The sequence below is a fragment of the Paenibacillus lentimorbus NRRL B-30488 genome (assembly GCF_000411595.1).
Lineage (GTDB): Bacteria > Bacillota > Bacilli > Bacillales > Bacillaceae > Bacillus > Bacillus velezensis.
Map to the genome: position 1 here is coordinate 25,635 of NZ_ANAT01000024.1, position 25,611 is coordinate 51,245.

The 25,611-nt window shown below is 45.7% G+C and carries 27 protein-coding genes and 8 pseudogenes; 27 read left to right on the plus strand and 8 right to left on the minus strand.

The genetic code is table 11. The annotated features are described in order from the left end of the window. Positions 1-16: 16 nt before the first annotated feature. Positions 17-654, minus strand: a pseudogene (gene trhA, locus D368_RS13565) (PAQR family membrane homeostasis protein TrhA). Positions 655-670: 16 nt separating this feature from the next. Continuing rightward, a pseudogene (locus tag D368_RS13570) lies at positions 671-1,662 on the minus strand (sigma-54-dependent transcriptional regulator). Between the two features lie 184 nt (positions 1,663-1,846). Here D368_RS13570 and ilvA point away from each other — a divergent pair. The 5 genes and pseudogenes from ilvA (at position 1,847) to D368_RS13595 (ending at position 5,542) form a co-directional block, all read left to right on the plus strand. After that, a pseudogene (gene ilvA, locus D368_RS13575) lies at positions 1,847-3,113 on the plus strand (threonine ammonia-lyase IlvA). A 92-nt stretch (positions 3,114-3,205) separates the two neighbouring features. Beyond that, positions 3,206-3,457, plus strand: coding sequence for a DUF2535 family protein (locus D368_RS13580; protein WP_007409532.1), 252 nt, complete (start codon positions 3,206-3,208; stop codon positions 3,455-3,457). Between the two features lie 98 nt (positions 3,458-3,555). After that, positions 3,556-4,136 (plus strand): annotated as a pseudogene (locus D368_RS13585) (SCO family protein). Positions 4,137-4,213: 77 nt separating this feature from the next. Continuing rightward, complete coding sequence (locus D368_RS13590) at positions 4,214-4,969, plus strand: SGNH/GDSL hydrolase family protein (protein ID WP_128574881.1); 756 nt, start codon at positions 4,214-4,216, stop codon at positions 4,967-4,969. A gap of 9 nt (positions 4,970-4,978) precedes the next feature. Then, positions 4,979-5,542, plus strand: a complete 564-nt coding sequence (locus D368_RS13595; protein WP_128574882.1) for a YpmS family protein — start codon at positions 4,979-4,981, stop codon at positions 5,540-5,542. Positions 5,543-5,591: 49 nt separating this feature from the next. On the opposite strand, the pseudogene D368_RS13600 reads toward D368_RS13595, so the two are convergent. Continuing rightward, a pseudogene (locus D368_RS13600) lies at positions 5,592-6,015 on the minus strand (MarR family transcriptional regulator). A 106-nt stretch (positions 6,016-6,121) separates the two neighbouring features. Between D368_RS13600 and msrA the strand changes: the two are divergent. Together msrA and msrB are read left to right on the plus strand one after the other, a co-directional pair. Beyond that, positions 6,122-6,676 carry a peptide-methionine (S)-S-oxide reductase MsrA gene (gene msrA, locus D368_RS13605; RefSeq protein WP_128574883.1) on the plus strand — a complete coding sequence of 185 codons (555 nt, stop codon included), beginning with the start codon at positions 6,122-6,124 and terminating at the stop codon, positions 6,674-6,676. Position 6,677: 1 nt separating this feature from the next. Further along, positions 6,678-7,112, plus strand: coding sequence for a peptide-methionine (R)-S-oxide reductase MsrB (msrB, locus tag D368_RS13610; RefSeq protein WP_007409536.1), 435 nt, complete (start codon positions 6,678-6,680; stop codon positions 7,110-7,112). Positions 7,113-7,152: 40 nt separating this feature from the next. Here msrB and D368_RS13615 read toward each other — a convergent pair whose 3' ends face one another. Next, a complete protein-coding gene (locus D368_RS13615; RefSeq protein WP_128574884.1) occupies positions 7,153-8,178 on the minus strand; it encodes an SDR family NAD(P)-dependent oxidoreductase in 1,026 nt (341 codons plus the stop codon). A 314-nt stretch (positions 8,179-8,492) separates the two neighbouring features. On the opposite strand from D368_RS13615, the gene phyC reads away from it, so the two are divergent. Then, complete coding sequence (gene phyC, locus D368_RS13620; RefSeq protein WP_128574885.1) at positions 8,493-9,644, plus strand: 3-phytase; 1,152 nt, start codon at positions 8,493-8,495, stop codon at positions 9,642-9,644. 49 nt (positions 9,645-9,693) lie between these two features. Here phyC and D368_RS13625 read toward each other — a convergent pair whose 3' ends face one another. Both D368_RS13625 and D368_RS13630 read right to left on the minus strand, forming a co-directional pair. Further along, positions 9,694-10,650, minus strand: a complete 957-nt coding sequence (locus D368_RS13625) for a CgeB family protein (protein ID WP_128574886.1) — start codon at positions 10,648-10,650, stop codon at positions 9,694-9,696. A 6-nt stretch (positions 10,651-10,656) separates the two neighbouring features. After that, entirely contained in the window at positions 10,657-11,088 is a 432-nt protein-coding gene (locus tag D368_RS13630) for a hypothetical protein (RefSeq protein WP_031379006.1), read from the minus strand. 210 nt (positions 11,089-11,298) lie between these two features. Between D368_RS13630 and cgeC the strand changes: the two genes are divergently transcribed. From cgeC to D368_RS13710, 15 genes and pseudogenes are all read left to right on the plus strand, one after another. Further along, the gene (gene cgeC, locus D368_RS13635; protein ID WP_007407929.1) at positions 11,299-11,598 is read left to right on the plus strand and encodes a spore maturation protein CgeC; all 300 of its coding nucleotides are present in this window, start codon (positions 11,299-11,301) and stop codon (positions 11,596-11,598) included. 64 nt (positions 11,599-11,662) lie between these two features. Beyond that, complete coding sequence (locus tag D368_RS13640) at positions 11,663-12,934, plus strand: glycosyltransferase family 2 protein (protein ID WP_031379007.1); 1,272 nt, start codon at positions 11,663-11,665, stop codon at positions 12,932-12,934. A gap of 38 nt (positions 12,935-12,972) precedes the next feature. After that, a complete protein-coding gene (locus tag D368_RS13645) occupies positions 12,973-13,752 on the plus strand; it encodes a GNAT family N-acetyltransferase (RefSeq protein WP_128574887.1) in 780 nt (259 codons plus the stop codon). Positions 13,753-13,830: 78 nt separating this feature from the next. Beyond that, positions 13,831-13,977: a YjcZ family sporulation protein gene (locus D368_RS13650; RefSeq protein ID WP_014418145.1), complete on the plus strand. Its 147-nt coding sequence runs from the start codon at positions 13,831-13,833 to the stop codon at positions 13,975-13,977. Positions 13,978-14,114: 137 nt separating this feature from the next. Beyond that, positions 14,115-14,561: an AraC family transcriptional regulator gene (locus tag D368_RS13655; RefSeq protein ID WP_043867216.1), complete on the plus strand. Its 447-nt coding sequence runs from the start codon at positions 14,115-14,117 to the stop codon at positions 14,559-14,561. A gap of 267 nt (positions 14,562-14,828) precedes the next feature. Then, on the plus strand, positions 14,829-16,160 hold the full coding sequence (locus D368_RS13665) for an aspartate aminotransferase family protein (protein ID WP_128574888.1): 1,332 nt from the start codon (positions 14,829-14,831) through the stop codon (positions 16,158-16,160). A gap of 6 nt (positions 16,161-16,166) precedes the next feature. After that, positions 16,167-16,856 carry a CoA transferase subunit A gene (locus D368_RS13670; protein WP_003153673.1) on the plus strand — a complete coding sequence of 230 codons (690 nt, stop codon included), beginning with the start codon at positions 16,167-16,169 and terminating at the stop codon, positions 16,854-16,856. Further along, positions 16,841-17,536 (plus strand): 3-oxoacid CoA-transferase subunit B, encoded by a 696-nt coding sequence (locus D368_RS13675; RefSeq protein WP_025852465.1) that lies wholly within the window; start codon positions 16,841-16,843, stop codon positions 17,534-17,536. Before D368_RS13670 ends, D368_RS13675 begins: the two co-directional genes overlap by 16 nt. After that, positions 17,508-18,809, plus strand: a complete 1,302-nt coding sequence (locus D368_RS13680) for a peptidase (protein ID WP_003153675.1) — start codon at positions 17,508-17,510, stop codon at positions 18,807-18,809. Before D368_RS13675 ends, D368_RS13680 begins: the two co-directional genes overlap by 29 nt. Further along, positions 18,772-19,643, plus strand: a pseudogene (gene ablB / locus D368_RS13685) (putative beta-lysine N-acetyltransferase). The gene D368_RS13680 and the pseudogene ablB overlap by 38 nt, the downstream one beginning before the upstream one ends. Continuing rightward, positions 19,640-21,061 (plus strand): lysine 2,3-aminomutase, encoded by a 1,422-nt coding sequence (gene kamA / locus D368_RS13690; RefSeq protein WP_031379013.1) that lies wholly within the window; start codon positions 19,640-19,642, stop codon positions 21,059-21,061. The pseudogene ablB and the gene kamA overlap by 4 nt, the downstream one beginning before the upstream one ends. Further along, positions 21,058-21,336, plus strand: a complete 279-nt coding sequence (locus D368_RS13695; RefSeq protein ID WP_053573288.1) for a YokU family protein — start codon at positions 21,058-21,060, stop codon at positions 21,334-21,336. The genes kamA and D368_RS13695 overlap by 4 nt, the downstream gene beginning before the upstream one ends. Before the next feature lie 74 nt (positions 21,337-21,410). Further along, on the plus strand, positions 21,411-21,635 hold the full coding sequence (locus D368_RS13700) for a YozE family protein (RefSeq protein ID WP_003153684.1): 225 nt from the start codon (positions 21,411-21,413) through the stop codon (positions 21,633-21,635). A 326-nt stretch (positions 21,636-21,961) separates the two neighbouring features. Next, positions 21,962-22,249, plus strand: coding sequence for a VOC family protein (locus D368_RS13705; RefSeq protein ID WP_486129261.1), 288 nt, complete (start codon positions 21,962-21,964; stop codon positions 22,247-22,249). A gap of 141 nt (positions 22,250-22,390) precedes the next feature. Then, on the plus strand, positions 22,391-23,071 hold the full coding sequence (locus D368_RS13710; RefSeq protein WP_003153690.1) for a hypothetical protein: 681 nt from the start codon (positions 22,391-22,393) through the stop codon (positions 23,069-23,071). On the opposite strand, the gene D368_RS20220 is transcribed toward D368_RS13710, so the two are convergent. Further along, positions 23,068-23,211 carry a hypothetical protein gene (locus D368_RS20220; RefSeq protein WP_012117771.1) on the minus strand — a complete coding sequence of 48 codons (144 nt, stop codon included), beginning with the start codon at positions 23,209-23,211 and terminating at the stop codon, positions 23,068-23,070. The genes D368_RS13710 and D368_RS20220 overlap by 4 nt on opposite strands. Before the next feature lie 117 nt (positions 23,212-23,328). On the opposite strand from D368_RS20220, the gene D368_RS13715 reads away from it, so the two are divergent. From D368_RS13715 to D368_RS13725, 3 genes and pseudogenes are all read left to right on the plus strand, one after another. Next, the gene (locus tag D368_RS13715; RefSeq protein ID WP_003153696.1) at positions 23,329-23,502 is read left to right on the plus strand and encodes a YozD family protein; all 174 of its coding nucleotides are present in this window, start codon (positions 23,329-23,331) and stop codon (positions 23,500-23,502) included. A 73-nt stretch (positions 23,503-23,575) separates the two neighbouring features. Further along, positions 23,576-24,184 (plus strand): annotated as a pseudogene (locus D368_RS13720) (phosphatase PAP2 family protein). Positions 24,185-24,290: 106 nt separating this feature from the next. After that, entirely contained in the window at positions 24,291-24,563 is a 273-nt protein-coding gene (locus D368_RS13725) for a YodL domain-containing protein (protein WP_015240027.1), read from the plus strand. Positions 24,564-24,617: 54 nt separating this feature from the next. Here D368_RS13725 and D368_RS13730 read toward each other — a convergent pair whose 3' ends face one another. Then, positions 24,618-24,743, minus strand: a complete 126-nt coding sequence (locus D368_RS13730) for a hypothetical protein (RefSeq protein WP_003153701.1) — start codon at positions 24,741-24,743, stop codon at positions 24,618-24,620. A gap of 135 nt (positions 24,744-24,878) precedes the next feature. On the opposite strand from D368_RS13730, the pseudogene deoD reads away from it, so the two are divergent. Beyond that, positions 24,879-25,578: pseudogene (gene deoD, locus D368_RS13735) on the plus strand (purine-nucleoside phosphorylase). Positions 25,579-25,611 lie beyond the last annotated feature (33 nt).

Genomic DNA, 25,611 nt, shown 5'->3' on the forward strand with positions numbered 1-25,611 from the left:
GCTGTGCTTTTTTATTTCAGATAAAGGGAACTTTGACGCAATAAAACAAAATACAGAAAAACATCGAGGCGCTGCCGCCTAAAACAAAACTGTGCCAAATGGCGTGATGATACGGAACTTTTCTCCAAATATAAAATATTGTGCCGGCGGAATACAATAAGCCGCCGAAAAGAAGAAGACCGAAACCGGGGCCTGACAGCGAAGCGTACAGCGGTTTAATGGCGATGATGATCAGCCAGCCCATCATTAAATAGACAAGCGTTGAAAAAATGATAAACCGCTTCACGAAAAAGATTTTAAACACGATGCCTCCGATGGCAAGCGACCAAACAATAATTAAAAGGGTCAGACCGAGCGCCCCTTTAAGGGGTCCTAATAAAAATGGCGTATATGTTCCGGCTATTAATACGTATATCGCGGAATGATCCACAATCTCAAGAATGTCCTTCGTTTTTTATGCTGAATGCTGTGCAAAAGAGTCGAGCTGAGATACAGCAGGAGCATTGAAGCGCCGAAGATTGAAAAGCTGACGATGTCTGTCGGCGAGCCGTATTTCACCGCGAAGATAATGAGAAAAATAAGCGCCGGAATCGACAGCAATACACCGATTCCGTGTGTGACGGCATTTGCGATTTCTTCTTTTATTGTGAACAATCAAATGTCCTCCTTTTTAAAGGATTTGTTTTTGCAGTGACTGCAAAAAGGTCAACCCTTCTAATGTGATTTTTGTTCCTGCGCGTCCCCGGCCTTTTGTCACATAGTTCATCTTTTCTAAGTAATCAAGCCTGTTTCTGACTTGCTGGGGCGTTAATGTCATTGTGCTGTTTTCGCTTAATTCGGATATGCTCCGTCTGCTGGCGGGTTCGCCCTTTGTATTTAAGTCTTTAATTGATTCCAAAATAAACAAAAACTCTTCTTTCTCCATCAATGTCAGCCGTTTTTCTTTTTTCTTAGCGGTTTTCGCTTTCTGGCTGTTTTTGATATACGGCGGGACATGCTCGGGATAAATCGTGCTGCCGGATGCTGCCGCGGCCATATAGTGCGCCGCATTTTCAAGTTCTCTGATGTTGCCGTTAAAGGTGTGCCGCTCAAACAGCGGATAAACGGACGGATCGATATGAATATGCTGCCCCGAGGCTGTCAGCATATGCTGCAGAAGAAGCGGTATATCGCTCTTTCGTTCAGATAAAGCAGGGAGCGGAAGGCATAACACGTGAAGCCTGTAAAATAAATCTATGCTGAACGTGTTTTCCGCGCCGGTATCGCCAAGATTCGCCGTGCTGCTTGCAATGATGCGGGCGGAAAGCCCGGCGTCCAGCTCGGAAAGAAGGCGGGCCTGTACCGAGAGCGGCATGTCTCCGATTTCATATAAGAATAATGTTCCGCGGCGGGCTCTGTTTAATGCACCTTCAGCGCCGAACAGTTCATATTCGAGCCGCTCTTCGCTTTGGCTGCAGTGAACGGTAATAAATAGTTCGCTGTTTCTGCGGGATTTATGGTGGATCGCTCTGGCCATTTGTTTTTTCCGGTTCCGACTTCACCTGTTATGAAGACCGGCAAATCAGATAAGGCAAATTGCGAGGCCAATCGTTTCGCTTCTGAAAAGGTGTGATGTTCGCCGGCCAGCTGATAAAAAGGATCAGTTTGTTCAATTACACTCATGAATTGGCTCCTTTTGGTTCTAATTGGTTTAAGTATAACACGTTTATGCGATCGAAAATATCTTTTTCTCTTGTATCGGTTCATTTAATTTTATTTACAAAATTAAAATAATTGTCTTATTATTTGAATATTCATGTTATAATGGCATATTAAATAGGGATTTAAATAAGAAAGGACTCTGTAAATGAAACCGTTGCTTAAAGAAGACTCTCTCATCCAGGTAAAAGACATTTTAAAAGCGCACCAAAATGTAAAGGACGTTGTGATACATACGCCTTTGCAGAGGAATGACAGACTTTCTGAGAGGTATGGCTGCAACATCTATTTGAAAAGGGAAGACCTGCAGGTGGTCAGATCATTTAAGCTCAGAGGGGCTTATAATAAAATGAGGCAGCTCTCAAAAGAGCAGACTGAAAACGGAATTGTATGCGCAAGTGCGGGAAACCATGCGCAGGGGGTTGCGTTTTCATGCAAACACCTCGGCATTCACGGCAAGATTTTTATGCCGTCAACCACACCGAGACAGAAAGTATCCCAAGTGGAACTGTTCGGAAAAGAATTTGTAGAAATCATATTGACGGGTGACACTTTCGATGATGCGTATAAGAGTTCTGCGGAATGCTGTGAAAAAGAAAACCGCACGTTTATTCATCCGTTTGACGATCCCGATGTCATGGCCGGACAGGGAACGGCTGCCATCGAAATTTTAAATGACATTGACGTTGAACCGCATTTTCTTTTTGCAAGCGTAGGGGGAGGAGGACTCCTGTCCGGGCTCGGCACGTACATGAAAAACATCTCGCCGGATACAAAAATCATAGCGGTAGAGCCGAAGGGCGCAGCCTCCTATTTTGAATCGAAAAAAGCCGGACAAGTGGTTGAACTTGAGAAAATTGATAAATTTGTCGATGGGGCGGCCGTAAAAAAATCGGCGCCGATACCTTTCAAACGCTCGAAACCGTCGTCGATGACGTTGTGCTTGTCCCGGAAGGAAAAGTGTGCAGCACGATTCTCGAATTATATAATCAATGCGCCATCGTAGCGGAGCCGGCGGGGGCATTGTCCGTGTCAGCACTTGATCTGTACAAGGAAGAGATTAAAGGGAAAAACGTCATCTGCATGGTCAGCGGAGGGAATAACGACATCGGCAGAATGCAGGAGATGAAGGAGCGCTCCATGATTTATGAGGGGCTGCAACATTATTTTATCGTTAATTTCCCGCAAAGGGCGGGAGCGCTTCGCGAATACCTAGATGAAGTGCTTGGGCCTGATGATGACATCACCCGGTTTGAATACACGAAAAAAATAACAAAAGCAGCGGCCCCGCATTGGTCGGCATTGAGCTCAAGCATCGGGAAGATTACGGCGCGCTCATTGCCCGGATGAATCAAAAAGGATTTCATTACGTAGAGGTGAATAAAGATCAGGATCTGTTCCACCTGTTAATCTGACTTTTTTTAGAACGGCCGCGCAAAATGACAGACACGCTTTCTCAGATTGTATATAATAAAAAGAAAACAATCGAAAAAGAAGGATTGATATCTTGTTACTCAAAAGCCTAGAGTTCAAACGACAGGACGGGATTCAGGTAAAAGTGACAGAAATACCGGTTGTCACGGAAGGTGAACATTATTTTTTTCAAATTCATCAGCACCTTGAGCTTTATTTGAGAGAGGTTTTTGCTTCACAAAGTGTGAGAACAGTGTATTCATTCCGACAATATGTCAAGCGCCGTATGAAGTGGAAAGATTACGAGGCCGTTTTCAACCAAGAGATTTTAAAACATAACGCATAACGGTGCATATTCCTTAGCGCCTTCCTTTTGATAAGGGAGGGTGCGGGAATTTTTTTATGATGAATGCTGTAAGCGTTTTATCCATGGGGGGAATGGAAATGAAAAAAATGAAAAGCTTCGCTGCCGTCTTTTGTTTGCTGCTCTTGTGCGCCTGCGGGGGGAAAACGATAAAAGACCCGCTGAACTATCAGATTGAACCGTTTTCATACCAGAACCAAGACGGGAAAACAGTGTCACTGAAAAGCTTGAAGGGGCATGTCTGGATTGCCGACTTTATGTTTACAAATTGTAATACGGTCTGTCCGCCGATGACGGCCCACATGACCGAACTGCAAAAAAACTGAAGGCTGAGAATCTGGACGTGCGGATTGTGTCGTTCAGTGTAGATCCTGAAAAGGATACGCCGAAACAGCTGAAAGCATTTGCTGCCAAATATCCGCTTTCGCTTCGCAACTGGGATTTTCTGACCGGTTACAGCCAAAAGGACATTGAAGATTTTGCGCTGAACAGCTTTAAAGCAATCGTCAAAAAGCCGGAGGGAGAGGACCAGGTCATACATCAAACCTCTTTTTATTTAGTCGGACCTGACGGCAAGGTGCTTAAAGATTATGACGGCGTGCAGAAGGTTCCGTATGATGACATCCTCTCAGATGTCAGAGCGGCTGAGGAGCTCAAGTAAACTGGCAGATTAGACATTTTCAAATCTGAAAAAACATGTTACACTTTCCACTAGTAGACGGGGAAGGAGCAACCAGATTGAAGCTGCGAATGTTCTCATTGATCGCCGGACTGGCTTTGCTTTTATCAGCTTGTTCTGTCCAGCGCACCGGTTCTGACGCTGAAGAACCGAAAACGAAAGATCATATTGTCATAGCTGCGGTCGGTGATTCATTGACTGAAGGAGTAGGAGATCCTGGCGGTTCAGGATACGTCGGCAGGGCAGCGGAGTCTCTTAAGAAAAAGGGACATGTGAAAACGGTTGATATTAAAAATTATGCGGTGCAGGGTGACAAAACGTCTGACCTGCTGGAAAAGCTTGATAATAAAAAAGTGCAGAAATCATTAAAGAGCGCCGACTATATCTTTTTTACCATCGGCGGTAATGACTTAATGAAGGTGCTCCGCCAGAATATGATGCAGCTGACGGTTCAGCCGTTCCAAAAGGAAGAGCAACCTTTTGAAAAACGGTTCAAGGCGATCGTTTCAAAAATCCGCAAATATAATGAAAACGCAGAGCTGGTGTATGTCAGCATGTATAATCCATTCACGTTTACGCTGCCTGAATTAAAAGAAATTAATGGGGTTGTAACGGATTGGAACAAGATCGCCGCAAAAGAGCTGGAAAAAGATCCCCACGCCGCTGCGGTGAATGTTGAAGACTTGTTCAGTCAAAAAAGCGGCAGCAGACGGATTTCAAAGGATGATGATTTTCATCCGAACGCAAAAGGATATGCACTCATCGCCGATCGATTATACGGCATCATTGAAAAACAAGGGTTACCAGCAGAATAGGGTGAAATGATGAAAAAGTGGAAATCGCTGTTTTTTGTTCTTCTCGCACTCAATGTGATTGCCGCCGCGGTAATTGTGACATTATTGGTTATGCCGGGAGAGCAGGCGAAAATACAAGATCAGACAAAAAGTGAGTACGGCTTTCATATCACGAGCTCGAAAGAATCTCTTGCCAGGTTTGTGAATGCATACTTAAAAGAGAAGGCATCGAATCAGCTTGACTACAAAGTGGACATCAATAACGATGTGCACGTGGCAGGTAAAATCAAAGCATTCTCAACCTCCATTAACGCGGTCGTCACATTTGTACCGTCCGTACAGGAGAATGGAGATGTGGTTTTGAAAGTGACGAAGTTTTCCTTAGGCGAATTAAGCCTGCCGATCAGCTTTGTGCTGAATTATATGGACAGCTTTTATGAACTCCCGTCATTTGTGCACGTTCATTCCGGGGATAAAAGCATCAAGATCCGTCTGTCGGAAATGCCTTTAGACAACGGCATGTATGTAAAAGCGGATAAAATCAATCTCGACACGGATGAAATTGAATTTTCCTATTACCATCCGAAACAATAAGTTTTCATAAAAAAACACAGATCCTTTCAGGGATTTGTGTTTTTTCGTGTCAGCGTTTTTTATCCAGCTTGCTGAACAGTTTGATTAACGTTGCGAGCTCTTCATCAGAGTAGCAGTCAAACCGTTTAAAAAGTATTCTGTTTTTTCTGGTTGAAATGATCGACAATTTTCTCCCCGGCTTCCGTAATATGGATTCTGATAATTCGTCTGTCCTCTTTGGAACGGATGCGGGTGATCCATTCCTTTTCTACTAAAGCGTCGGTCACTGCGGTAATGTGGCTTGCGGAGACCTCAAGAATGGGGGCGAATTCCGTTACTTTTTTAGGTCCTTGTTCACTGAGAATCCGCAAAATGATAAATTCATTCCTGGACAGCTCTTTATCTAGAATTTCATTAACTTCATTTCTGATTTGTTTAAACACTTTTCGAAGCAAAGCTTCCATATCATACATCATTTGTGTCCTTACTTTCAAATCATGAACCTCCAATATGTAGTCAGCGTGGCATTCGTTCAGCTTCCCCTGAAAGCAGAATTATTTTTATTCTGTTTATACATGCTATAATATAATAATACCACGTATGAACAAAGGAGGGCACCCGTATGTCAGAAAAAAAGAAATCGCCACATTTGCAGGCGGCTGTTTTTGGTGCATGGTGAAGCCGTTTGACGAACAGCCCGGGATTGAAAAGGTGGTGTCCGGCTATACAGGAGGCCATACTGAGAATCCGACTTACGAAGAAGTGTGCAGTGAAACGACCGGACACAGAGAAGCCGTTCAAATCACATTTCAACCTGACATTTATCCGTATGATAAGCTTGTCGAGCTGTTTTGGCAGCAGATCGACCCGACTGATGCAGGCGGCCAGTTTGCAGACCGCGGAAGTTCATATCGGGCGGCGATATATTACCATAATGATGAACAAAAACAAATCGCTGAAGCCTCAAAAAAACAGCTTGAAGAAAGCGGCATATTTAAAAAGCCGATCGTCACAGACATTTTAAAGGCTGAGCCTTTTTATGAAGCGGAAGGCTATCATCAGCACTTTTATAAGAAAAATCCTGATCACTACGGGCGCTACCGTGTAGGTTCCGGACGTCAAGGCTTTCTGGATGAGCATTGGAGGGACAGATAAGATGGCTTTTAATAAAGAAGAAAAAATCAAATCATTAAACCGCATGCAATATGAAGTCACGCAAAATAACGGAACGGAGCCGCCGTTTCAAAATGAATTCTGGGATCACAAAGAAGAGGGGCTGTATGTTGATATCGTATCAGGAAAGCCCTTGTTTACATCTCTGGATAAATTCGATTCTCATTGCGGCTGGCCCAGCTTTACAAAACCGATTGAGGAAGAAGAGGTTGACGAAAAACTGGACACAAGCCACGGGATGATCCGGACGGAAGTGAGAAGCAAAACAGCGGACTCCCACTTAGGCCACGTATTTAATGACGGCCCGGGGCCAAGCGGTCTCCGTTATTGCATTAACTCTGCGGCACTCCGGTTTATTCCGAAAGACAAGCTGAAGGAAGAGGGCTATGAAGCCTGCCTGCATTTATTTGAAAAATAGAGCTCAGCAATAAGGCCTGCCTATCAGACAGGCCTTTTTTCTATGTTTTTTTTTCTTCATGTAATCGTTCAATAATCTTTACGATTGTGTCTTTTGTGATGAGCGGCGCCTGATCGGATTGATATCTGGGGAGATTGACCTTCCGAAATTCCGGATGTTTGGCGGGATCCGGCAATATCGCGTAAAGATTGCCCCATTCATATAAAGATTCCGTCTCATGAGGAGAGGTCAGTTCTTCATGAAGCTTCTCACCGGGGCGTTTTCCCACTTCAACAGCGGCTGGCCGCGGCAGTCCGTGCCGGAACGCATATTCTTCAAACCCGTGAAGCAGTTCTTCAAGCCTCAGGGACTCCATTTTAAAAATAAACGTTTCTCCGCCCTTTGTAATCGCCGCAGATTGCAGAGTGAGCGTTGCGGCGTCATCGATCGACATAAAAAACCTCGTCATGTTTTTATCCGTAATGGTGAGCGGACCGCCTGCCATCAACTGCTCAAATAAAATAGGAATAACGGAACCGCGTGAACCGAGCACATTGCCGAAGCGGACCGAACAAAACACCGTACCGCGGTTTTGAACATGATGATTTGCCTGATGAAACAGCTTCTCGGACAACAGCTTCGTAGCCCCCATTGTGTTTACCGGGGAAACGGCTTTATCGGTACTGATATTAATCACATGCGTCACTTCTTGCAGCAAAGCGGCTTCTGCGACATTTTGTCCGCCGATAAGGTTGGTTTGAATGGCTTCAAAGGGATTATCCTCACATGTCGGAACCTGCTTCAGCGCAGCTGTGTGAAAGACAATATCAACACCTTTCATCACTTGGTTGACTCTTCTGTAGTCACGAACATCGCCGAGCACAAACGACAGTCTTTGTTCATCCGCGTATTTTTGTTTCATCACATATTGTTTGCTGTCATCTTTGCTGAACACAATGACTTCTTTAGGGGTTAAGAGCAAAAGGCGTTTTACTATTTGGCTTCCGATTGATCCTGTTCCGCCTGTAACGAGAACAGTTTTATCGTGAAAAAACGGTTGTAGCTCTACTGCTTGCTGTTTAGGCATGGCTTATCCTCCAACTCTCGTTTCTCTACCATGCATCATATGTTGAACAATTTCAGCGAGTTAATGAAAGAAACCAATAAATCAAAAATTAGAGAAAAACATTAATCTGATGCGCTTTCATATCGCGTTACCCGATTAATAGAAAAGAAATCACAAATAAAACATTGTACTAAATATTCATTTTAAATATTTGTCCACGTCAATTTTTTCTCTCCATAAATCTCACATGCGGACAATCTTCACAAAAACTTAACACTGAACTTCCTGTATGTATTTTACAATTAAAGTGCACGTTCATAAAAGGAGGATGGAAAATGAATCATTCAAAAACACTTTTGTTAACCGCGGCAGCCGGATTGATGCTCACATGCGGTGCGGTTTCTTCCCAGGCCAAACATAAGCTGTCTAATCCTTATCATTTTACCGTGAATGCGGCGGCGGAAACGGAGCCGGTTGATACAGCCGGTGATGCAGCTGATGATCCTGCGATTTGGCTGGACCCCAAGAATCCTCAGAACAGCAAATTGATCACAACCAATAAAAAATCAGGCTTAATCGTGTACAGCCTAGAGGGAAAGATGCTTCATTCCTATCATACCGGGAAGCTGAACAATGTTGATATCCGCTATGATTTTCCGTTGAACGGAAAAAAAGTCGATATTGCGGCGGCATCCAATCGGTCTGAAGGAAAGAATACCATTGAGATTTACGCCATTGACGGGAAAAACGGCACATTACAAAGCATTACGGATCCAGACCGCCCGATTGCATCAGCAATTGATGAAGTATACGGTTTCAGCTTGTACCACAGTCAAAAAACAGGAAAATATTACGCGATGGTGACAGGGAAAGAAGGCGAATTTGAACAATACGAATTAAATGCGGATAAAAATGGATACATATCCGGCAAAAAGGTAAGGGCGTTTAAAATGAATTCTCAGACAGAAGGAATGGCAGCAGACGATGAATACGGCAGTCTTTATATCGCAGAAGAAGATGAGGCCATCTGGAAGTTCAGTGCTGAGCCGGACGGCGGCAGTAACGGAACGGTTATCGATCGTGCCGACGGCAGGCATTTAACCCCTGATATTGAAGGACTGACGATTTACTATGCTGCTGACGGGAAAGGTTATCTGCTTGCATCAAGCCAGGGTAACAGCAGCTACGCGATTTATGAAAGACAGGGACAGAACAAATATGTTGCGGACTTTCAGATAACAGACGGGCCTGAAACAGACGGCACAAGCGATACAGACGGAATTGACGTTCTGGGTTTCGGGCTGGGGCCTGAGTATCCGTTCGGTCTTTTTGTCGCACAGGACGGAGAGAATATAGATCACGGTCAAAAGGCCAATCAAAATTTTAAAATGGTGCCATGGGAAAGAATCGCTGATAAAATCGGCTTTCACCCGCAGGTCAATAAACAGGTTGACCCGAGAAAACTGACTGACAGAAGCGGAAAATAAACATGAAAAAAGCAGCTTATCAAAGCTGCTTTTTGATGTGAAGAGCGTTTCATGAGAAAGTCCTGGAACGGATAGCCGTAAGCACAGCCGGCAGCCGGTCATACGTGTACGCCGGTACTGTCTCTTGATAATTAAGCGCCGCGATTTGTTTACGTTCACCCGGGTTTGTCATATAAAAATGGATCTTATCCGCAAAATCCGCAAACCCGCTGTAAGAAACAAAGGATGAAAACGGGGGCGCGGGAGAAAGGTCTGTCAGCTGAAAGGCCTGACAAGCCGCAATGTCTAAGCTTCTCGTATTTAAACTGATATTTTCGATGCCGCGTCCGTTCTGATTGAGCGCAAACCGATAAGAACGGTGAGGGTTTAAGACCACGTCTGCGCTGTTGTAATATAATGCGGCATGTTCGGGTTCAATCCATTCATCCATTACGAGCACATTTTGCTGCCTGGCGATTTTTTTAGGCAGATGTCTGCGCCATCCCTTCCCGATAATACGAAGCGTATACGGAAGCTTCGCCGCTGCTTTCACCAGTTCAACGCGGTTCGGGTAAGGGTATCCGATCAGAAGCAGATTTGTGTGAAGAGAGGCTTCAGCAGGTTGTTTCTTAAAAAGCCGCTGATTAACGGGGATCGGGACATAATATACGTGCTGTAAGCCCATTTGCCGGTAAGCATCAAGCGCGTTTTGTTCTATCGTCAAAACGGCATCGGCGAAAGGGGCGATTGTCATGCTCACATCGAAATAAAAAGGATCCTCCGTCATCCATAGATAAACGGGAATCTGTTCTGTCTTCAGCCATTGAAGCCATTCAGACGGAATACGGTCTCCCGTCATCATCAGACTGATGTCTGGTTTGAATGCCCGTATACTGCGGATGGTATCTTCCTCAAACTCAGAAACAGAAAAAAAGCGGACGGAAGACTGTAAAAAGCCTTCCTCGATCCAGCGGTCAAAATACGTGTATATGCCTTTATATCCTGAACGGATATATAAAACGTTCATATGCTGTTACGAAGTGAACGTGACACTTTCAACTTTGTCGACGTCAAGCAATGTTGTAGCAGAGCCTGCCGGTGTAACGGAATTTTCCTGCGTAACAAAAACGATTCCGTGAATTTCGTCAAAGGCAACAAATTGAACCGGGCCGATCATGTCTCCTGAATCCATCACAATGCTGATGACAGTGCCGGGCTGAATTCTTGCAAAAATCCATCTCGCCGCTAATGAAATACCGCTTCCCAATACAGATTGTGCGCTGAGACTGTCTTTCGCCGCTGCTTCATCTACTTTTGCATCAATTGCCGATTCCAATAAATCTTTTACTTTGTTTTCCACATTATCTCCTCCATCTGTGCCGCCAGATAAAGCGCTGTTGTCAAATACAGGGGCTAAAAGAGTTTTCAATAACGCCTTTTTAAGCTCCAAACGATCCTCGCTCATGCGAACATACACCTCCTTTAACAATTTCAACCTCACGTTTATTCATATTCCTGATTGAAGAGATTGGTATAAGTCGAATGCCGTTTTGCTTGTGTTTTTTTCAATATTTAATCAAACAGCTGAATTTTCGAATCAGGCTTTGTTTACCTATGCGGATTGTAAGAGTATGACATACATTGTATAGATTAAAAAATGAAGGAGAGGAATACTTTGGATTCAGAAGAAACTGTAAAACACGGGGGTTTTGAGGAGGAATTTCAGCTCGTACTGCTTCTTCTTCTTTTGTTATCCCGTCAGCCGTCCGGAGATCATTCAGATTTGCGGCGTCAGCTTGTAATGGCAAAAGAGCTTGGGGTTCCTGTATCACGCGTCAATCTGATTAACGGCAGCACACTGCAAAACGTAATTGTCAAAGAAGTGCTGTCAGATTTGGCCGTTTTTCAAAATCCGCTCAATAATACGAGATCAAACGTCGCGATTTCAAGCATCGTCAGCTGGGGTGCTTTTTAATAACGGATATCAGGCTCTGTCTCTTTCGGAGCCGTTTTTTACGTTTTACAGAAGGGGTGATGGGATGGAAAAGAAGATCTCAATTATCTTAACGAGTTACAACAAACCGGATCTTGTGAAACAGGCGATTGAAAGTGTTTTGCATCAGACCTACAGCAATTGGGAGCTGTTTGTGATGGATGATCATTCAAATGAAGAAACTTCGGCTGCCATCAGTACGTATATAAAAGATCCTCGCATATATTATGACAACAGTTTTATCAATCCTGCCGAACGGCTGAAGTCGACCCGGTATGCCGTTTTGATTAATGATGCGCTTTCACGGGCTAAAGGCGAATACATCACTTATTTGACAGACGACACCGTATTTCATCCGGATAGGCTCAGCCGCATGGCGGAAGTTCTTAATCAATGCAGCGGGTTTGATGCCGTCTATTCCAGCCAGAAGGTGATACATGTAAACGGGCGCGGAACAGAACAATTCCACTTCTATCGTTTTGCTGAAGAGGTGCTTGATCAGGCCGCTTTTCTCGTTGATCACTGTTCAGTGATGCACCGGAGATCATTGCTTGAGCGTGTGAAAGAGAAGTTCGGCAGCTTTTGGGACGAAGATGTTATTCATTGGAATCACGGAGACTCTGTTTTTTGGAGCAGGCTCAACACATTTACATCATTTCTGCCGATAAAAGAAGTGTTGGATACGACCTATAAAACACCCCACTCATTTCAGAACACGTATCAATCGCTTCCGTCTGTCCTGATCGACGGATCCTTTGTAAAGGGGACGGATCAGAAAGTATATCAGCTTGACCGAAATAAAAGGAAGCCTGTAAACGAGCGCTGGCATACGTTATATGAAGGCCGAACCGTCGTCATTCCGGATCCGTTTTTATTTCAATATGAGGAAGAGGACTCCGCCAGTATTCCGAATTTTCAGCTCGTCAGGGATCAGTTTCATGTTTATTTTATAGAAGACGGGGAGAAAAGGCTGGTTGATCATAGCGCATTTCGCTTTTACCGATTTAAACGGCATGACATCCCGGCTTTAGAACGGGACGAAATACAAGCGTTTCCGGACGGTCCGCCGATCAGCCGGGGGACATCGGGCTGTATTCAACATCTGCCCGGGAGAATGCTGTTTCGCATTGAACGGGAATTTTATGTTTATTTGAGAGGGGTTCTCCATCCGATCAGTCATGACGTAGCGAAACGCTTTTTTGCGAATCAGAAGGCGATACCCATTTCCTTTCAGCAAATTAAACAATTACCAATTGGAATGCCGTTCTATCCGGTGTACGATGAAATTATGAGAAATCTCAATATAACAAAAGGTTGAGAGATGCAGTCGGATGTGTAAGGAAAAGGAGAGCTTTTATGACCGATCAATTTGATAAAACCGAGAAGCAGTATATAGAGCTTACTTCCGGCATTCAGAGGTTCGAGCATTTCAGTGTATATACGGACCCTTTTTTGCCGCAGATTTTTTCGCATAACTTTGTTCAGCTGCACCGTACATTTCCGTTAGACAAACTGCTGCCGTTTTTTTCGTCCGTTCCGGGCATGCTTCAAGCCAATTATATTCATGTGAAAGCGGCTCCGGAGCACACGTTTCCGCTTCTTCTGAAACAAACTCTGGTAAAACAGGGCTGCGTAGTGGAAGATGAGCTGTTTTTTGCAAGGAAACTGGCAAATGGGGACCTGCAGGCCGGACACCCGCTCACTGCTTGGGGGACGGAAAAAAGCCTCGCCGACGGGTCGTCTATTATGAACATCTATGATGCCCTTTACATTGGCGAGGCGGCGGCCGAACAAAAGCTTGAGCGGAAATATCCTTTGTATAAGGACGGAACGGTTATGCTTGTCGTGTGCTACAGCGACGCCTCGCAAACGATTCCGATCGGCTGCGGAGAGCTTTTCATCAACAAAGCAGATAAAACCGCAAAAATAGAAGAAGTCGCAATTCTGGATCAATTCCAACGAAAAGGCTACGGATCGATATTGATGAATGAGCTGATGGCGGCGGCAAAGCTGAACGGCATGGAAACCGTATACCTTGTGACGTCCGGGATGGACGGTGTAAACCGCTTTTATGAAAAACTCGGTTTCAAAAGATTTCGGCGCGTGCATACAATTTTTCATTATTTTCTTACATAGTTGGGCATTCGCATAAACCAATTGGGAGTTGGCCCGCATACAATGCCGTATATCGTAAGAAGAAAGGATGATTTGCGTATGTACGGATACGGATATGGCTACGGTTGCGGCAGTTTTGGCTATGGTTACGGGCACGGCGGCTGCGGAGGCGGAACCAGCACTTTTGTGCTGATCGTTGTATTGTTTATTTTATTAATCATCGTCGGTGCGGCTTTTATTTGTTAGACTGAAAAAAATCCTATAATGAAAATCAGCCTGCAGAGAACATCACTTTCTGCAGGCTTTTTGTTATTTCCATGCTGAAAAATCAGCTTGAAAAACATTTTAATACATATTACCTTTCTGGAGAAGGGGGAGAAAATGTGAACATAACGATTGAAGAATTACCCGAATCCAGAATTGCTTATTTCCGAAACGTCGGAGAGTATGGCGGAAAGCAAAACAAAGAACTGATGGAGTCATTTAAAAACTGGGCGCAATTGAATGGCCTGCTTGATCATTCTGTCATTTTAGGAATTCCGCAAGATCATCCGAATCGTACTCCTAAAGAGAAATGCCGCTATGATGTTTGTCTTGTTATCAATCAAGACCATGTGCCTGAACCAGCCCGGATCGGTACATTTTCCGGAGGGAAGTACGCTGTTTTCTTGCTTGATCATACAAAAGAGGCAGTCAGCGGATTTTGGAACACTGTTTTTTCTGAGATCGAAAAAAATAATTTATCAATCAGAGAACAGCCCATTATCGAAAGGTATACTTTACAAAAGGTGAATCATCATTTGTGTGAAATATTGATTCCCATACAGTAAAGAAGACGGGAATTTTCCGCCTTCTGCTTATACAGGTTCAGATCAAAAATGATGTGATGATGAGCTGAGCAGATAAATAGCAGAACCGAAGAAAGAATAAAATCAACAGTAGTAATAGAATTTCCAGAACGCTCTTCAGGCTGTCGGGACATCTCCGGCAGCCTGTTTTACAGAAAGGTATTTTCTGCAAAAAACTTTTTGAAGGAAAGAATGCGGTTATTCATCTGTTCATACAATGAAGCAAATGGGTTTTCGAGGTGGAAAGATATGGGGAGCTATTTAATCAAACCGGAGCTTGACGCAAATTATCCGTCAGTCAGTCATGGAAAGGGATCATATGTGTATGATCAGGAGGGGAACAAGTATCTTGACGGAGCATCGGGGGCGGTCACTTGCAATATCGGTCACGGCACGGAGGATATTATACAAGCTTTAAAAGAGCAGCTTGACTCCGTTTCGTTTGTGTATCGCTCGCAATTCACCAGTACTCCGGCAGAAGAACTGGCTTTATTTCTGGCCGATCATCTGCCGGGCGGGCTGAATTGGTCATTTTTTGTAAACAGCGGCTCAGAGGCAGTCGAAACAGCGATGAAAATAGCCGTTCAATATTGGCAGGAAAAAGGGCAATACCAAAAATCCGTCTTTCTATCAAGATGGGGCAGTTACCACGGCATTACTTTGGGAGCGCTTTCATTATCGGGGTTCTACGAACGGAGATACCGCTTCACCCAGCTGCTTGAACGGTTTCCGGCCGTTTCAGCGCCTAATATGTATCGTTCAGAGCTGAAGGGAGAGGAATTTGTGAAAGCTGCGGCGGCTGAACTGGAAACGGCTGTTCAGCGGATCGGTTCCTCATTTATCGCGGGTTTTGTCGCAGAGCCGATTGTCGGAGCAGCCGGGGCGGCCATCACTCCGCCGGCAGGTTATTATGAAGCGCTTGAGGTTGTCTGCCGCAGGCACGGTATTTTGTTTATTGCGGATGAAGTCATGACGGGGCTCGGGAGAACAGGGCGGATGCTTGCTTCTGAGCATTGGGCGATCGCCCCTGATATCGCGGTGCTCGGAAAAGGGTTAGGCGCCGGTTACGCTCCGATTGCGGCAGCTGTTGCGTCTGATGACATCATTGAAACGATCAAGCGGGGCTCCGGGGTCATTATGAGCGGACATACGTACAGTGCCAACCCATACTGTGCAAGAGCGGCGCTTGAAGTGCTTCGCTATGTCAAGAAACACGAGCTGCTTCGGCAGTCAGAGGAAAAAGGCGTAATGCTGAAGCGGAAATTAGAAGAAATCAAAGACCGCAGCGGGGTGATCGGGGATGTCCGCGGTAAAGGCCTCCTGATCGGGGTTGAATTCGTTAAGGATAAAACGACGAAGGACGTTTTTTCGAAAAAACAGGCCTTCACCGAAAAAATCATTAAAGCGGCAAAAAAACGGGGCCTGCTTATTTACCCAGCAAAGCCCGGTATAGACAGCGGAGAAGGAGACGCCGTCATCATCGCCCCGCCATTCACGATTTCATATGCTGAGCTGGATGAGCTGTCGAATCTATTTTCCCAGTCCGCAGAAGAAGCTGAAAAAATGATGAAGAAGGATTGAGCTGATATGTCTATTTTTCATAAAAAAATCGATATTCATGAAGCAATTGCCGATGTCAAGGACGAATCTGTCATCATGTTCGGCGGTTTTGGGGGAGTGGGTTCACCTCCGTCATTAATCGAAGCGATTTTGGAAAGCGGCGTTAAAGAATTGACCGTCATCTGCAATGATGCCGGATTTCCGGAAATCGGTATCGGCCCGCTTATCGTTCATAAGCGGGTAAAAAGGCTGATCGCTTCCCATATCGGCTCAAATCCTGTCGCAGGCAGACAAATGACTGACGGAGCGCTTGAGGTGGAATTTTCGCCGCAAGGGACGCTTGCTGAACGGATTCGCGCAGGCGGAGCGGGGCTAGGCGGTATTTTAACTGATATCGGCATTGATAACGCAACCGTTTGTGAAAACAAAGAAACCGTAACGATTGACGGAAAGTCCTATTTAGTTGAAAAAGCGCTGACGGCTGATTTCGCTTTTGTGTCCGCACATATTGCTGATGAATTCGGAAATCTGACGTTTGACAAAACGGCGCGCAACATGAACCCGCTGATGGCTGCTGCGGCCGAAAGAACATTTGCTGAGGCGGCAGAGATTGTGCCTGCCGGCGAACTTGACAGCGAGCATATTGTAACGCCGGGCGTTTTCGTGGAGGGTGTCGTGCAAAGTGAAGGGGTGAAGTGGAGATGGGCTTGGGAATAGCGGAAAGAGAGAGTATCGCGAGGCGGGCCGCCAGTGAAATTACCTCAGGTATGATTGTCAACCTGGGGATCGGCATTCCTTCTTTAGTGCCGAACTTTCTGCCGGCCGGCATGGAGGTAATGCTGCAGGCGGAAAACGGCGTCCTCGGGATCGGCGGTAGTCCGGAGCGCGGAGAGGAGGATGAGCTTTTATGCAATGCAGCCGGATTTCCTGTCAGTACAGTTAAGGGTGCTTCCTATTTTGATTCAGCTCTGTCTTTTGCCATGATCAGAAAAGGGCTGATAGATATTACCATTTTAGGCGCGCTCCAAGTCAGCAGGACAGGTGATCTCGCCAATTGGCTCGTGCCGGGGAAAAAAGTGCCCGGAATGGGCGGGGCGATGGAGCTTGCCCAAGGCGCGAAAAAAGTGGTTGTCGTCATGAGCCACACCGATCAGAAAGGCCGGCCGAAGCTGGTCGAAAGCTGTTCATTGCCGCTTACAGCAGCGGGCTGTGCAGATCTCATCATTACAGAGAAAGCCGTCATCAGCATAGATGAGGGAGCTTTTGTTCTTGAGGAACTGCTGAATGGCACGACCATAGACGATGTCATTCAAACAACGGATGCCGAAATCAGATTGGGAGAATGTTTTCTTAAAAGGGGGTCTGTCCATGGATCAATTAGAAAAGAAAGTCACTGAGTGGGCGGAAGAAAACACAGCAAAAGCGGTAAGCCTGCTGAAACGGCTGATCGGGGAAAAAAGCACGTTCGGCCATGAATTTAACGCACAGGCAGTCGTTTTAGAAAAACTGAGACAGTTTGACATGGATATTGATGTCTGGGAGCCGAGTGTCAAACAGTTGAAAGAGCATCCTTATTTTGTATCGGAACGCGAAGACTTCCATGAAAGCCCGAATATCACAGCCGTAAAGAAAGGGGCCGGGGGCGGAAGATCACTGATACTGAACGGACATATTGATGTTGTCCCGGAAGGAAATCCCGCCGCATGGACGTATGAACCGTTTACCGCTGTTGAAAAGGACGGCAAAGTTTACGGACGCGGTTCAACGGATATGAAGGGCGGCAATACAGCCCTCTTGTTTGCGTTAGAAGCGCTTGAAGCCTGCGGGATTACGTTAAAAGGAGATGTTCTGTTTCAAAGTGTCGTAGATGAAGAGTGCGGCGGCGCGGGAACACTGGCGGCTGTTATGAGGGGCTACAAGGCTGACGGGGCGCTTATTCCCGAACCGACTAATTTAAAGCTGTTTGTTAAGCAGCAAGGGTCTATGTGGTTCCGCATTACGGTAAGGGGATTGTCCGCACACGGCGGCACCCGCTATGAAGGGGTGAGCGCCATTGAAAAAAGCCTGCATGTCATCACAGCCCTTAAAGAGCTTGAACACGTCCGCAACGCCCGTATCACAGACCCGCTTTATCGGGACGTTCCGATTCCGGTTCCCATTAATATCGGCACCGTCCAAGGGGGAACGTGGCCATCATCGGTAGCTGACCGTGTGGTGATAGAAGGCAGGTGCGGAATAGCGCCGGATGAAACGCCCGAAGCAGTAAAAGAAGAGCTGGCAAGCTGGCTGAAAGATTTGGAGTACCGGGATGAATGGTTTAAACACCACCCCGCGGAAATAGAATGGTTTGGGGCTCAGTGGCTTCCGAATGATCTCCCGGATGAGCATCCGCTGATTTCCGCTCTGGAATCTTCTTTTGAGAAAATGAAAGGGGCAAAACCGGTTCGTGAAGCGTCCCCGTGGGGAACGGACGGAGGGCTTTTGCAGCACGCGGGACAGACGCCGGTCATCGTCTTCGGTCCGGGGGAAGTCAAGGCGGCGCATCAGGCGAATGAATACATTGAAGTCCGGGCATTAATCGATGCCGTCAAAATCATTTCTCTTTTTATCATGGAATGGTGCGGGGTGGCAGATGGGGGTGACGGAGCTGATAAAGGAACTGAGGGCTGAAAGCGGAGCGGCCGAGATTGATGCAGACCGTTTCAATGAGCGGCTCAGAGTCATTCGTTATGACGGACAGATCACGGCGCTTATACCGGCCGTTTTGGCAGAAGCAAAGCAAGAAGGAGCCCAAAAGGTGATTTTCTTTGCCAAGCGCGGCGATGAGCCGGAATTTGTCAAGCATCTTTTTATTGTTGAGGGTGTCATAGACGGGTATTACAACGGGCATGAGGCTGTTGTGATGGTGCGCTATTTATCAGAGGAACGGAGACGGTCAGATCCATATGTATCAGAAGATTCGACTGTTGACTGTTTATATGAGACACCGCGGCGGGGACTGACTCAAACAGAAAGCACGCTGATGTTCAGAAAAGCGGACGAAGATGATGCAGACTGCTTATCGCACTTATATAAACATGTTTTTCTTACCTATCCGACTCCTGTCTTTAATCCCCTTTATATTAAAAAAACAATGAAAGAAAACACCATCTATTATGCCGCATTCGATCAGGATCGTCTCATTGGGGCGGCAAGCGCAGATATCAATCCGGTTTTGGGGCACGCTGAAATGACCGATTGCGCGGTTCTGTCAGATTACAGGGGGAACTCCGTAACGGCACACTTGTTTAAAGCGTTGGAGCAGGAACTCGCTGGCCGGGGAATCATTCATCTTTTTCCTTGGCCCGTGCAGCGTCTTACGGGATGAATGCCGTTTTGTATCATGCGGGATACGGCTACAGAGGCAGGCTTGTGAACAACTGCCGCATTTCAGAAGGGCTCGAAAATATGAATATATGGTGCAAGACTTTACGTTTGGCCATTCATAAGGAGGAATTCGTTTGACAAACAAATGGTTTCAGCCGAAGCGTCATTGGAAGGAGATTGAATTGTGGAAAGATGTGCCGGAAGACAAGTGGAATGATTGGCTGTGGCAGCTCACCCATACTGTAAGAACCGTCGATGACCTGAAAAAAGTCATTCATTTGACCGAAGAGGAAGAAGAAGGCGTCAGGATGTCTGTAAAAACCATTCCCCTGAACATTACGCCTTATTATGCTTCTTTAATGGATCCCGATAACCCGAGATGTCCGATCCGCATGCAGTCCGTGCCGCTGTCAGAAGAGATGCATAAAACGAAATATGACCTTGAAGATCCGCTGTTTGAAGATGAAGATTCACCGGTTCCCGGTCTTACGCACCGCTATCCCGACCGCGTTCTTTTTCTGGTGACAAATCAATGCTCGATGTATTGCCGATACTGCACCAGAAGGCGTTTTTCCGGACAGATCGGAATGGGAGTGCCGAAAAAACAGCTCGATGCGGCAATCGCTTACATCCGGGAAACGCCGGAAATCCGTGACTGCCTGATTTCCGGCGGAGACGGGCTTTTAATCAACGATCAGATTCTGGAATATATTTTGAAAAACCTGCGTGACATCCCCCACCTTGAAATTATCAGGATCGGAACGAGAGCGCCCGTCGTATTTCCGCAGCGGATAACGGATAACCTTTGTCAGATTTTGAAAAAATATCATCCGGTCTGGCTGAACACTCATTTTAATACGAGCATCGAACTGACGGAAGAATCGGTTGCGGCGTGTGAAAAGCTCGTTAACGCAGGTGTTCCGGTCGGTAACCAGGCCGTTATTTTAGCAGGTATTAACGATTCGGTGCCGATTATGAAAAAACTCATGCATGATTTAGTGAAAATCCGCGTGCGTCCGTACTATATTTATCAATGTGATTTGTCAGAGGGAATCGGCCATTTCAGAGCGCCTGTTTCAAAAGGATTGGAAATCATTGAAGGGCTGAGAGGCCACACAACAGGCTTTGCCGTGCCGACCTTTGTCGTCGACGCCCCGGGCGGAGGCGGTAAAATCGCCCTGCAGCCGAACTACTTGCTCTCCCAAAGTCCGGAGAAAGTAGTGATCAGAAACTTCGAAGGGGTGATTACATCTTATCCCGAGCCGGAAAACTATATCCCGAATCAAGCCGACGACTATTTTGAATCTGTTTTTCCGGGAACAATGGCCAAACGCGAGCCGGTCGGACTGAGCGCCATTTTCGCGGACAAAGAGGTTTCGTTCACACCGGAAAATGTATCGAGGATTGACAGAAGGAAAACGTTTACATCAAACCCTGATCATGAAACGCTGAAAGACCGCAGGGAAAAGAGAGATGAATTGAAAGAAAAGAAATTTATTGCACAGCAAAAGAAAGAGCAAAAAGCAGGATCGGAAGTCGGAGGTGAGTCGCCGTGAAGCCATGCGAGTGGTGCGGCAATCAGAAGGCGTCAGCTTGTCAGGCGGCTGTGTACTGGGAGCTTCCTGACGGTACGAGAGCCATAGAAATTACAGAAACACCCGCATTCGCCTGTTCCTCCTGCGGCATGACGTATCAGGAGGAAGCGGTCATAGCGGAAATCGAAAATCAGCTTTTTTTAGTCAATGCAAAAAAATTACCGGAAACACTCACATATCAAGAGCTGATGGGGACAGAACGGATCTTAAAACGGAATTATTTTGACTTCTCCTAGTCTTCTTTTGTTGTAATTTCACACTTGAATTGTATAATAGTACAACAAAAGACAGTCATCAGGAGGGGAAACCCATGAAATCCTTTTATCACTATTTGATGAAATACAGGCATCCCAAACCGCAGGACGCAATCAGCCGGTTTGCGAATCAGGCATACGAAGATCACGGCTTTCCGAAAACGTCAAGCGATTATCACGAGCTCAGTTCTTATTTAGAACTGAGCGCCGACTATTTAGAAACGATGGCGACATTTGATGAAGCTTGGGAAAAATATGAGACCGAGGTGCATCACGCCTGACGAAAAACCGCACATTGTGCGGTTTTTTCTGTTGAAATCACTCGCTTATGAGGTGCCGTATGATCAAATCCCGCAATGCCGTCCGTTTTGATCAGCACGTAAACAAATCTTCCTGACGGCACGGATCATAAGGCAATAGAATGTATAGCTGCAGAGTTCACCGGAGCAGGCCTGCTGCCGGAGGGGGCCCGGGTAAGGAGCTCTTTTCACGGAGAAATCATCAAACATTTAAATGAAGTGAGAGGAATCAAATGATCTATGGTGAAGCACTGACGTTTGGACGGAAAAGGGGATTTTATGTGACAAGGTTGAAGCGGGTTGAAGTTGTGGCTTCATTGAAAGCCGAAACGAGTTTGGTTCTTCATGATAAACAAGCCATTACGAATATGCAGCCGGAATTGGATCTCCATACACCTTCAATGATGTGTTTCACGGCAAATTTTGAACATCACGGCGGTGATATTGTCAACATGCCTTCGGGCCGGGTATTTACCTTTGCGTCATGGAGAAATAAACAAAAACTCATTCAAAATAGGCGCTTTTTGTCTCGTCATTGTTACTGCTCATTCGATCGAGAGCGCAATGCCATCAGACGCTTCTGTTACGGTAAGTGAAAAAACGCACAAGCATGTTGCGGTTTTTGACATTTTGAACAGGTGCAGAAATAGATATTTCCTGTGGTTTTCATGCCCATGCGAAATGATGGCGGCCGGCATACGATAGCGTATGACAGTCCGCGGCAAGGGGGAGACAGCATGAAGCCAGATAAACCGAAATTTCAAGTGGGAGACATCGTGGTCGTCGTGATGTACGGAACCGTCGGCACCATTACGAAGGTTCATCAAATTGATAAACATTATCTTTATGAAGTCAATCATAATGAAGTGCTTTATTTTGAATCGTCCATCCAGCTTTATAAAGATTATGAGGGCGTGATCGTCGATATGGAAAAATTGGATATTGAATATGAATTTTTGATCGGCGATGTCGTATATGTAAAGGACTACGGAAAGGAATTATTCCGAGTTATCGGTCACAGAACTGAAATTTGGAGATATTTAGAGGATGGCTGGGAGGATATTATTTATGAGCTGACTCGGCTGAAAGACGGAGAGTGGCTTGAAACGGAGGAAGAGGATCTCACGCTGGTTCTGAGAAAATATGAAATGGATCAGTTTGTGCATCAGCTGCTGTTTGTCCACTATGTTGGGGAAGCATCTCATGAGATCGGCGAGGATACCGTCGCGTCTGCTCTTCTTCAGTTTGAAGGCGATGCTGATGATCCCGATGCCCTGCATGTGCTGGCGGTATCGATTGTAGATGAGCTGCTTGATATTTATAACGATTATAAGATTCTTTATCATTTGTTCGGTGACGAAGAATATAAAGATATGATGAATTTTGTGCTGGAAAGCCTGCGGGAGCATTTCAGCTAGCCGGCAAAAAAACGGACGGTGACATATAAAAACCAGGGCAGACAGCCGGCAAAGATGACAAACGACATTCCTTTCAGCACTTTTTCCAATACGATATCAAATCCATCTCCGTCCAATAAAGCCATCATTTTCGTCATCATCTTTTCTCCCTCCGGGGCTTGTTTTTTAAAAGTATATGAGCGGACAAAACGTTTAGAACTTTCGGGTATAATTTGAACGGTTTTTTCATAAAACATAAAAAAGGAGGCGGTGTTTGCATGAAAGAAATAGATCTTGTGATTGACACAGAAGAAATAGCTGATTATTTTTACAGTCAGCTTGCTATGCGCGGGTACATACCGAGTGAAGAGGAAATCTTCGAAATAGCCGACATCACCTTTGATTATTTATTAGAAAAATGTATGATAGACGAAGAGCTTGATGAAGACTGAAACTGCGGAACCGAAGTGAAAAAGCTTCGGTTTTTTCAATCAGCTCGGGAGAATGAAACATGGGGGGAAAACGTTGTACAAGCCAGCAAGTCTTTTCGCATTGTTTATTCTGCTCGCAGCAGCAATCCGGATAGAAGCCGTCCGGGCTTTTGATGAGCGTGTGATAGAAGCGGCTGTCAGGATCAGGTCTGTCTGGCTGAATGAATTGATGTTATGGATAACGGAGCTCGGCACGACCGCGGTGCTTTTGCCGCTTCTTCTTTTGACAGGCGCAGCTCTGTATATGTACAAAAAACGCCGGATGTTGTTTTTTGCCGTTTCTCTTTCTCATTGAACGGATTGTAAACATAAAATAAAAGAATTGATTGAAAGAGCCAGACCCGCTTTTGAACCGCTCGTCCATGAAACCTCATACAGTTTTCCGAGCGGCCACTCCATGAATTCGGCAGTGATGTATCCCGTCATCGCTTACTTTTTGATCAAGCATGTTCCGTTTTTCACGAAAAGAAAGAGGGCCGTCACCGTCTTTACCGGAGTTCTCGTCATTCTGATCGGATTCAGCAGAATTTATTTGGGCGCGCATTTTCCGACGGATGTCCTTGCCGGATTCAGTCTCGGACTTTGTCTCGTTTCGCTTTTTGCGCTCTTTGACGAAAAGTATCATCCGTTTCGACAAAAATAGAGACAGGAAAATTGAGAAAAAACGCTAATACTATTAAGAAATAAGAGGGAGGGATCTTGATGCTGTTATCGCTGCCCGTGTTTAAAAAAAGACTTGTGCCTATGATGTGACGATTTTTCAAACACCCCGCTACGGCGAGAAAAAGGGATACAGGGTCGTCTATCGGACAGAGCTGGCCGCTGACAATCATCAAGACGCACTGGAAAGGGCATTTTCTGTTTTTAATGTGCCTGATACGGTCCCAAACGACTATCAAGCCAGATTCATAGCGACCGGAGACGTCATACTCATAGACGAAGGAAGAAAAGGAAAGACCTATTACAGGCTTAACCCTGCGGGATGGAGCAAAATTAACCGGCTGCTCGTCCAGCCGAGGTAAGACGGGGCCGGCTGAATCTTCAGCCGGCTTCCGTATTGTCTGGGAAAGACAGTGTTAAGGCTTCCGTTTAGCGGCGGAATGCTCTTTTCCATGCGCTTCATCAGCTGCAATGACGTCTGAAACGGGCACGTGATTGTTCTTTTTCTGGCCGGTCACCCGGTTGCGCTGTTTTTTGCCCATTATGTTCACTCCTTTTTCTTTAGGCTGTCATCCCGCATATTCTGCCCAAGATCGCCCTGATCATGCTGATGATTGTCTCTTACCGTTATTCAGTGTACAATGGGTGGGAGTTTGAATAGGCAGGAGGAAAAGGAAATGAGTGTACATATAAACGCAGAAAAAGGCCAAATTGCGGATACAGTGCTTTTGCCGGGAGATCCGCTCCGAGCGAAATTTATTGCGGAAACGTATCTTGAAAATGTGGAATGCTATAATGAAGTCAGAGGAATGTACGGATTTACGGGTACATATAACGGCAAAAAAGTATCAGTCCAAGGCACCGGCATGGGTGTTCCGTCTATCTCTATTTATGTGAATGAACTGATTCAAAGCTATGATGTTCAAAACTTAATCAGAGTCGGCTCATGCGGAGCCATCCGTAATGACGTGAAGGTGCGTGACGTGATTTTGGCGATGACGTCTTCAACAGATTCACAGATGAACCGTGTCGCCTTCGGCAGTGTAGATTATGCTCCTTGCGCAGACTTCGAACTGCTTCATAAAGCGTACCAGGAAGCGCAAAAAAACAATCTTCCCGTAGCGGTCGGAAGCGTCTTCACCGCCGATCAGTTTTACAATGAAGACTCCCAAATCGAAAAGCTTGCCAGATACGGCGTCCTCGGCGTAGAGATGGAAACGACTGCTTTATATACGCTTGCCGCTAAATACGGCAAAAAAAGCGCTGTCTATCCTGACTGTAAGCGATCACGTATTAACGGGAGAAGAAACAACGGCAGAAGAGCGTCAAACGACTTTTCATGATATGATTAAACTGGCGCTGCATACTGTATCGTAAACTTGAGATGAGGGTTATGCTGATTAAAGCAGC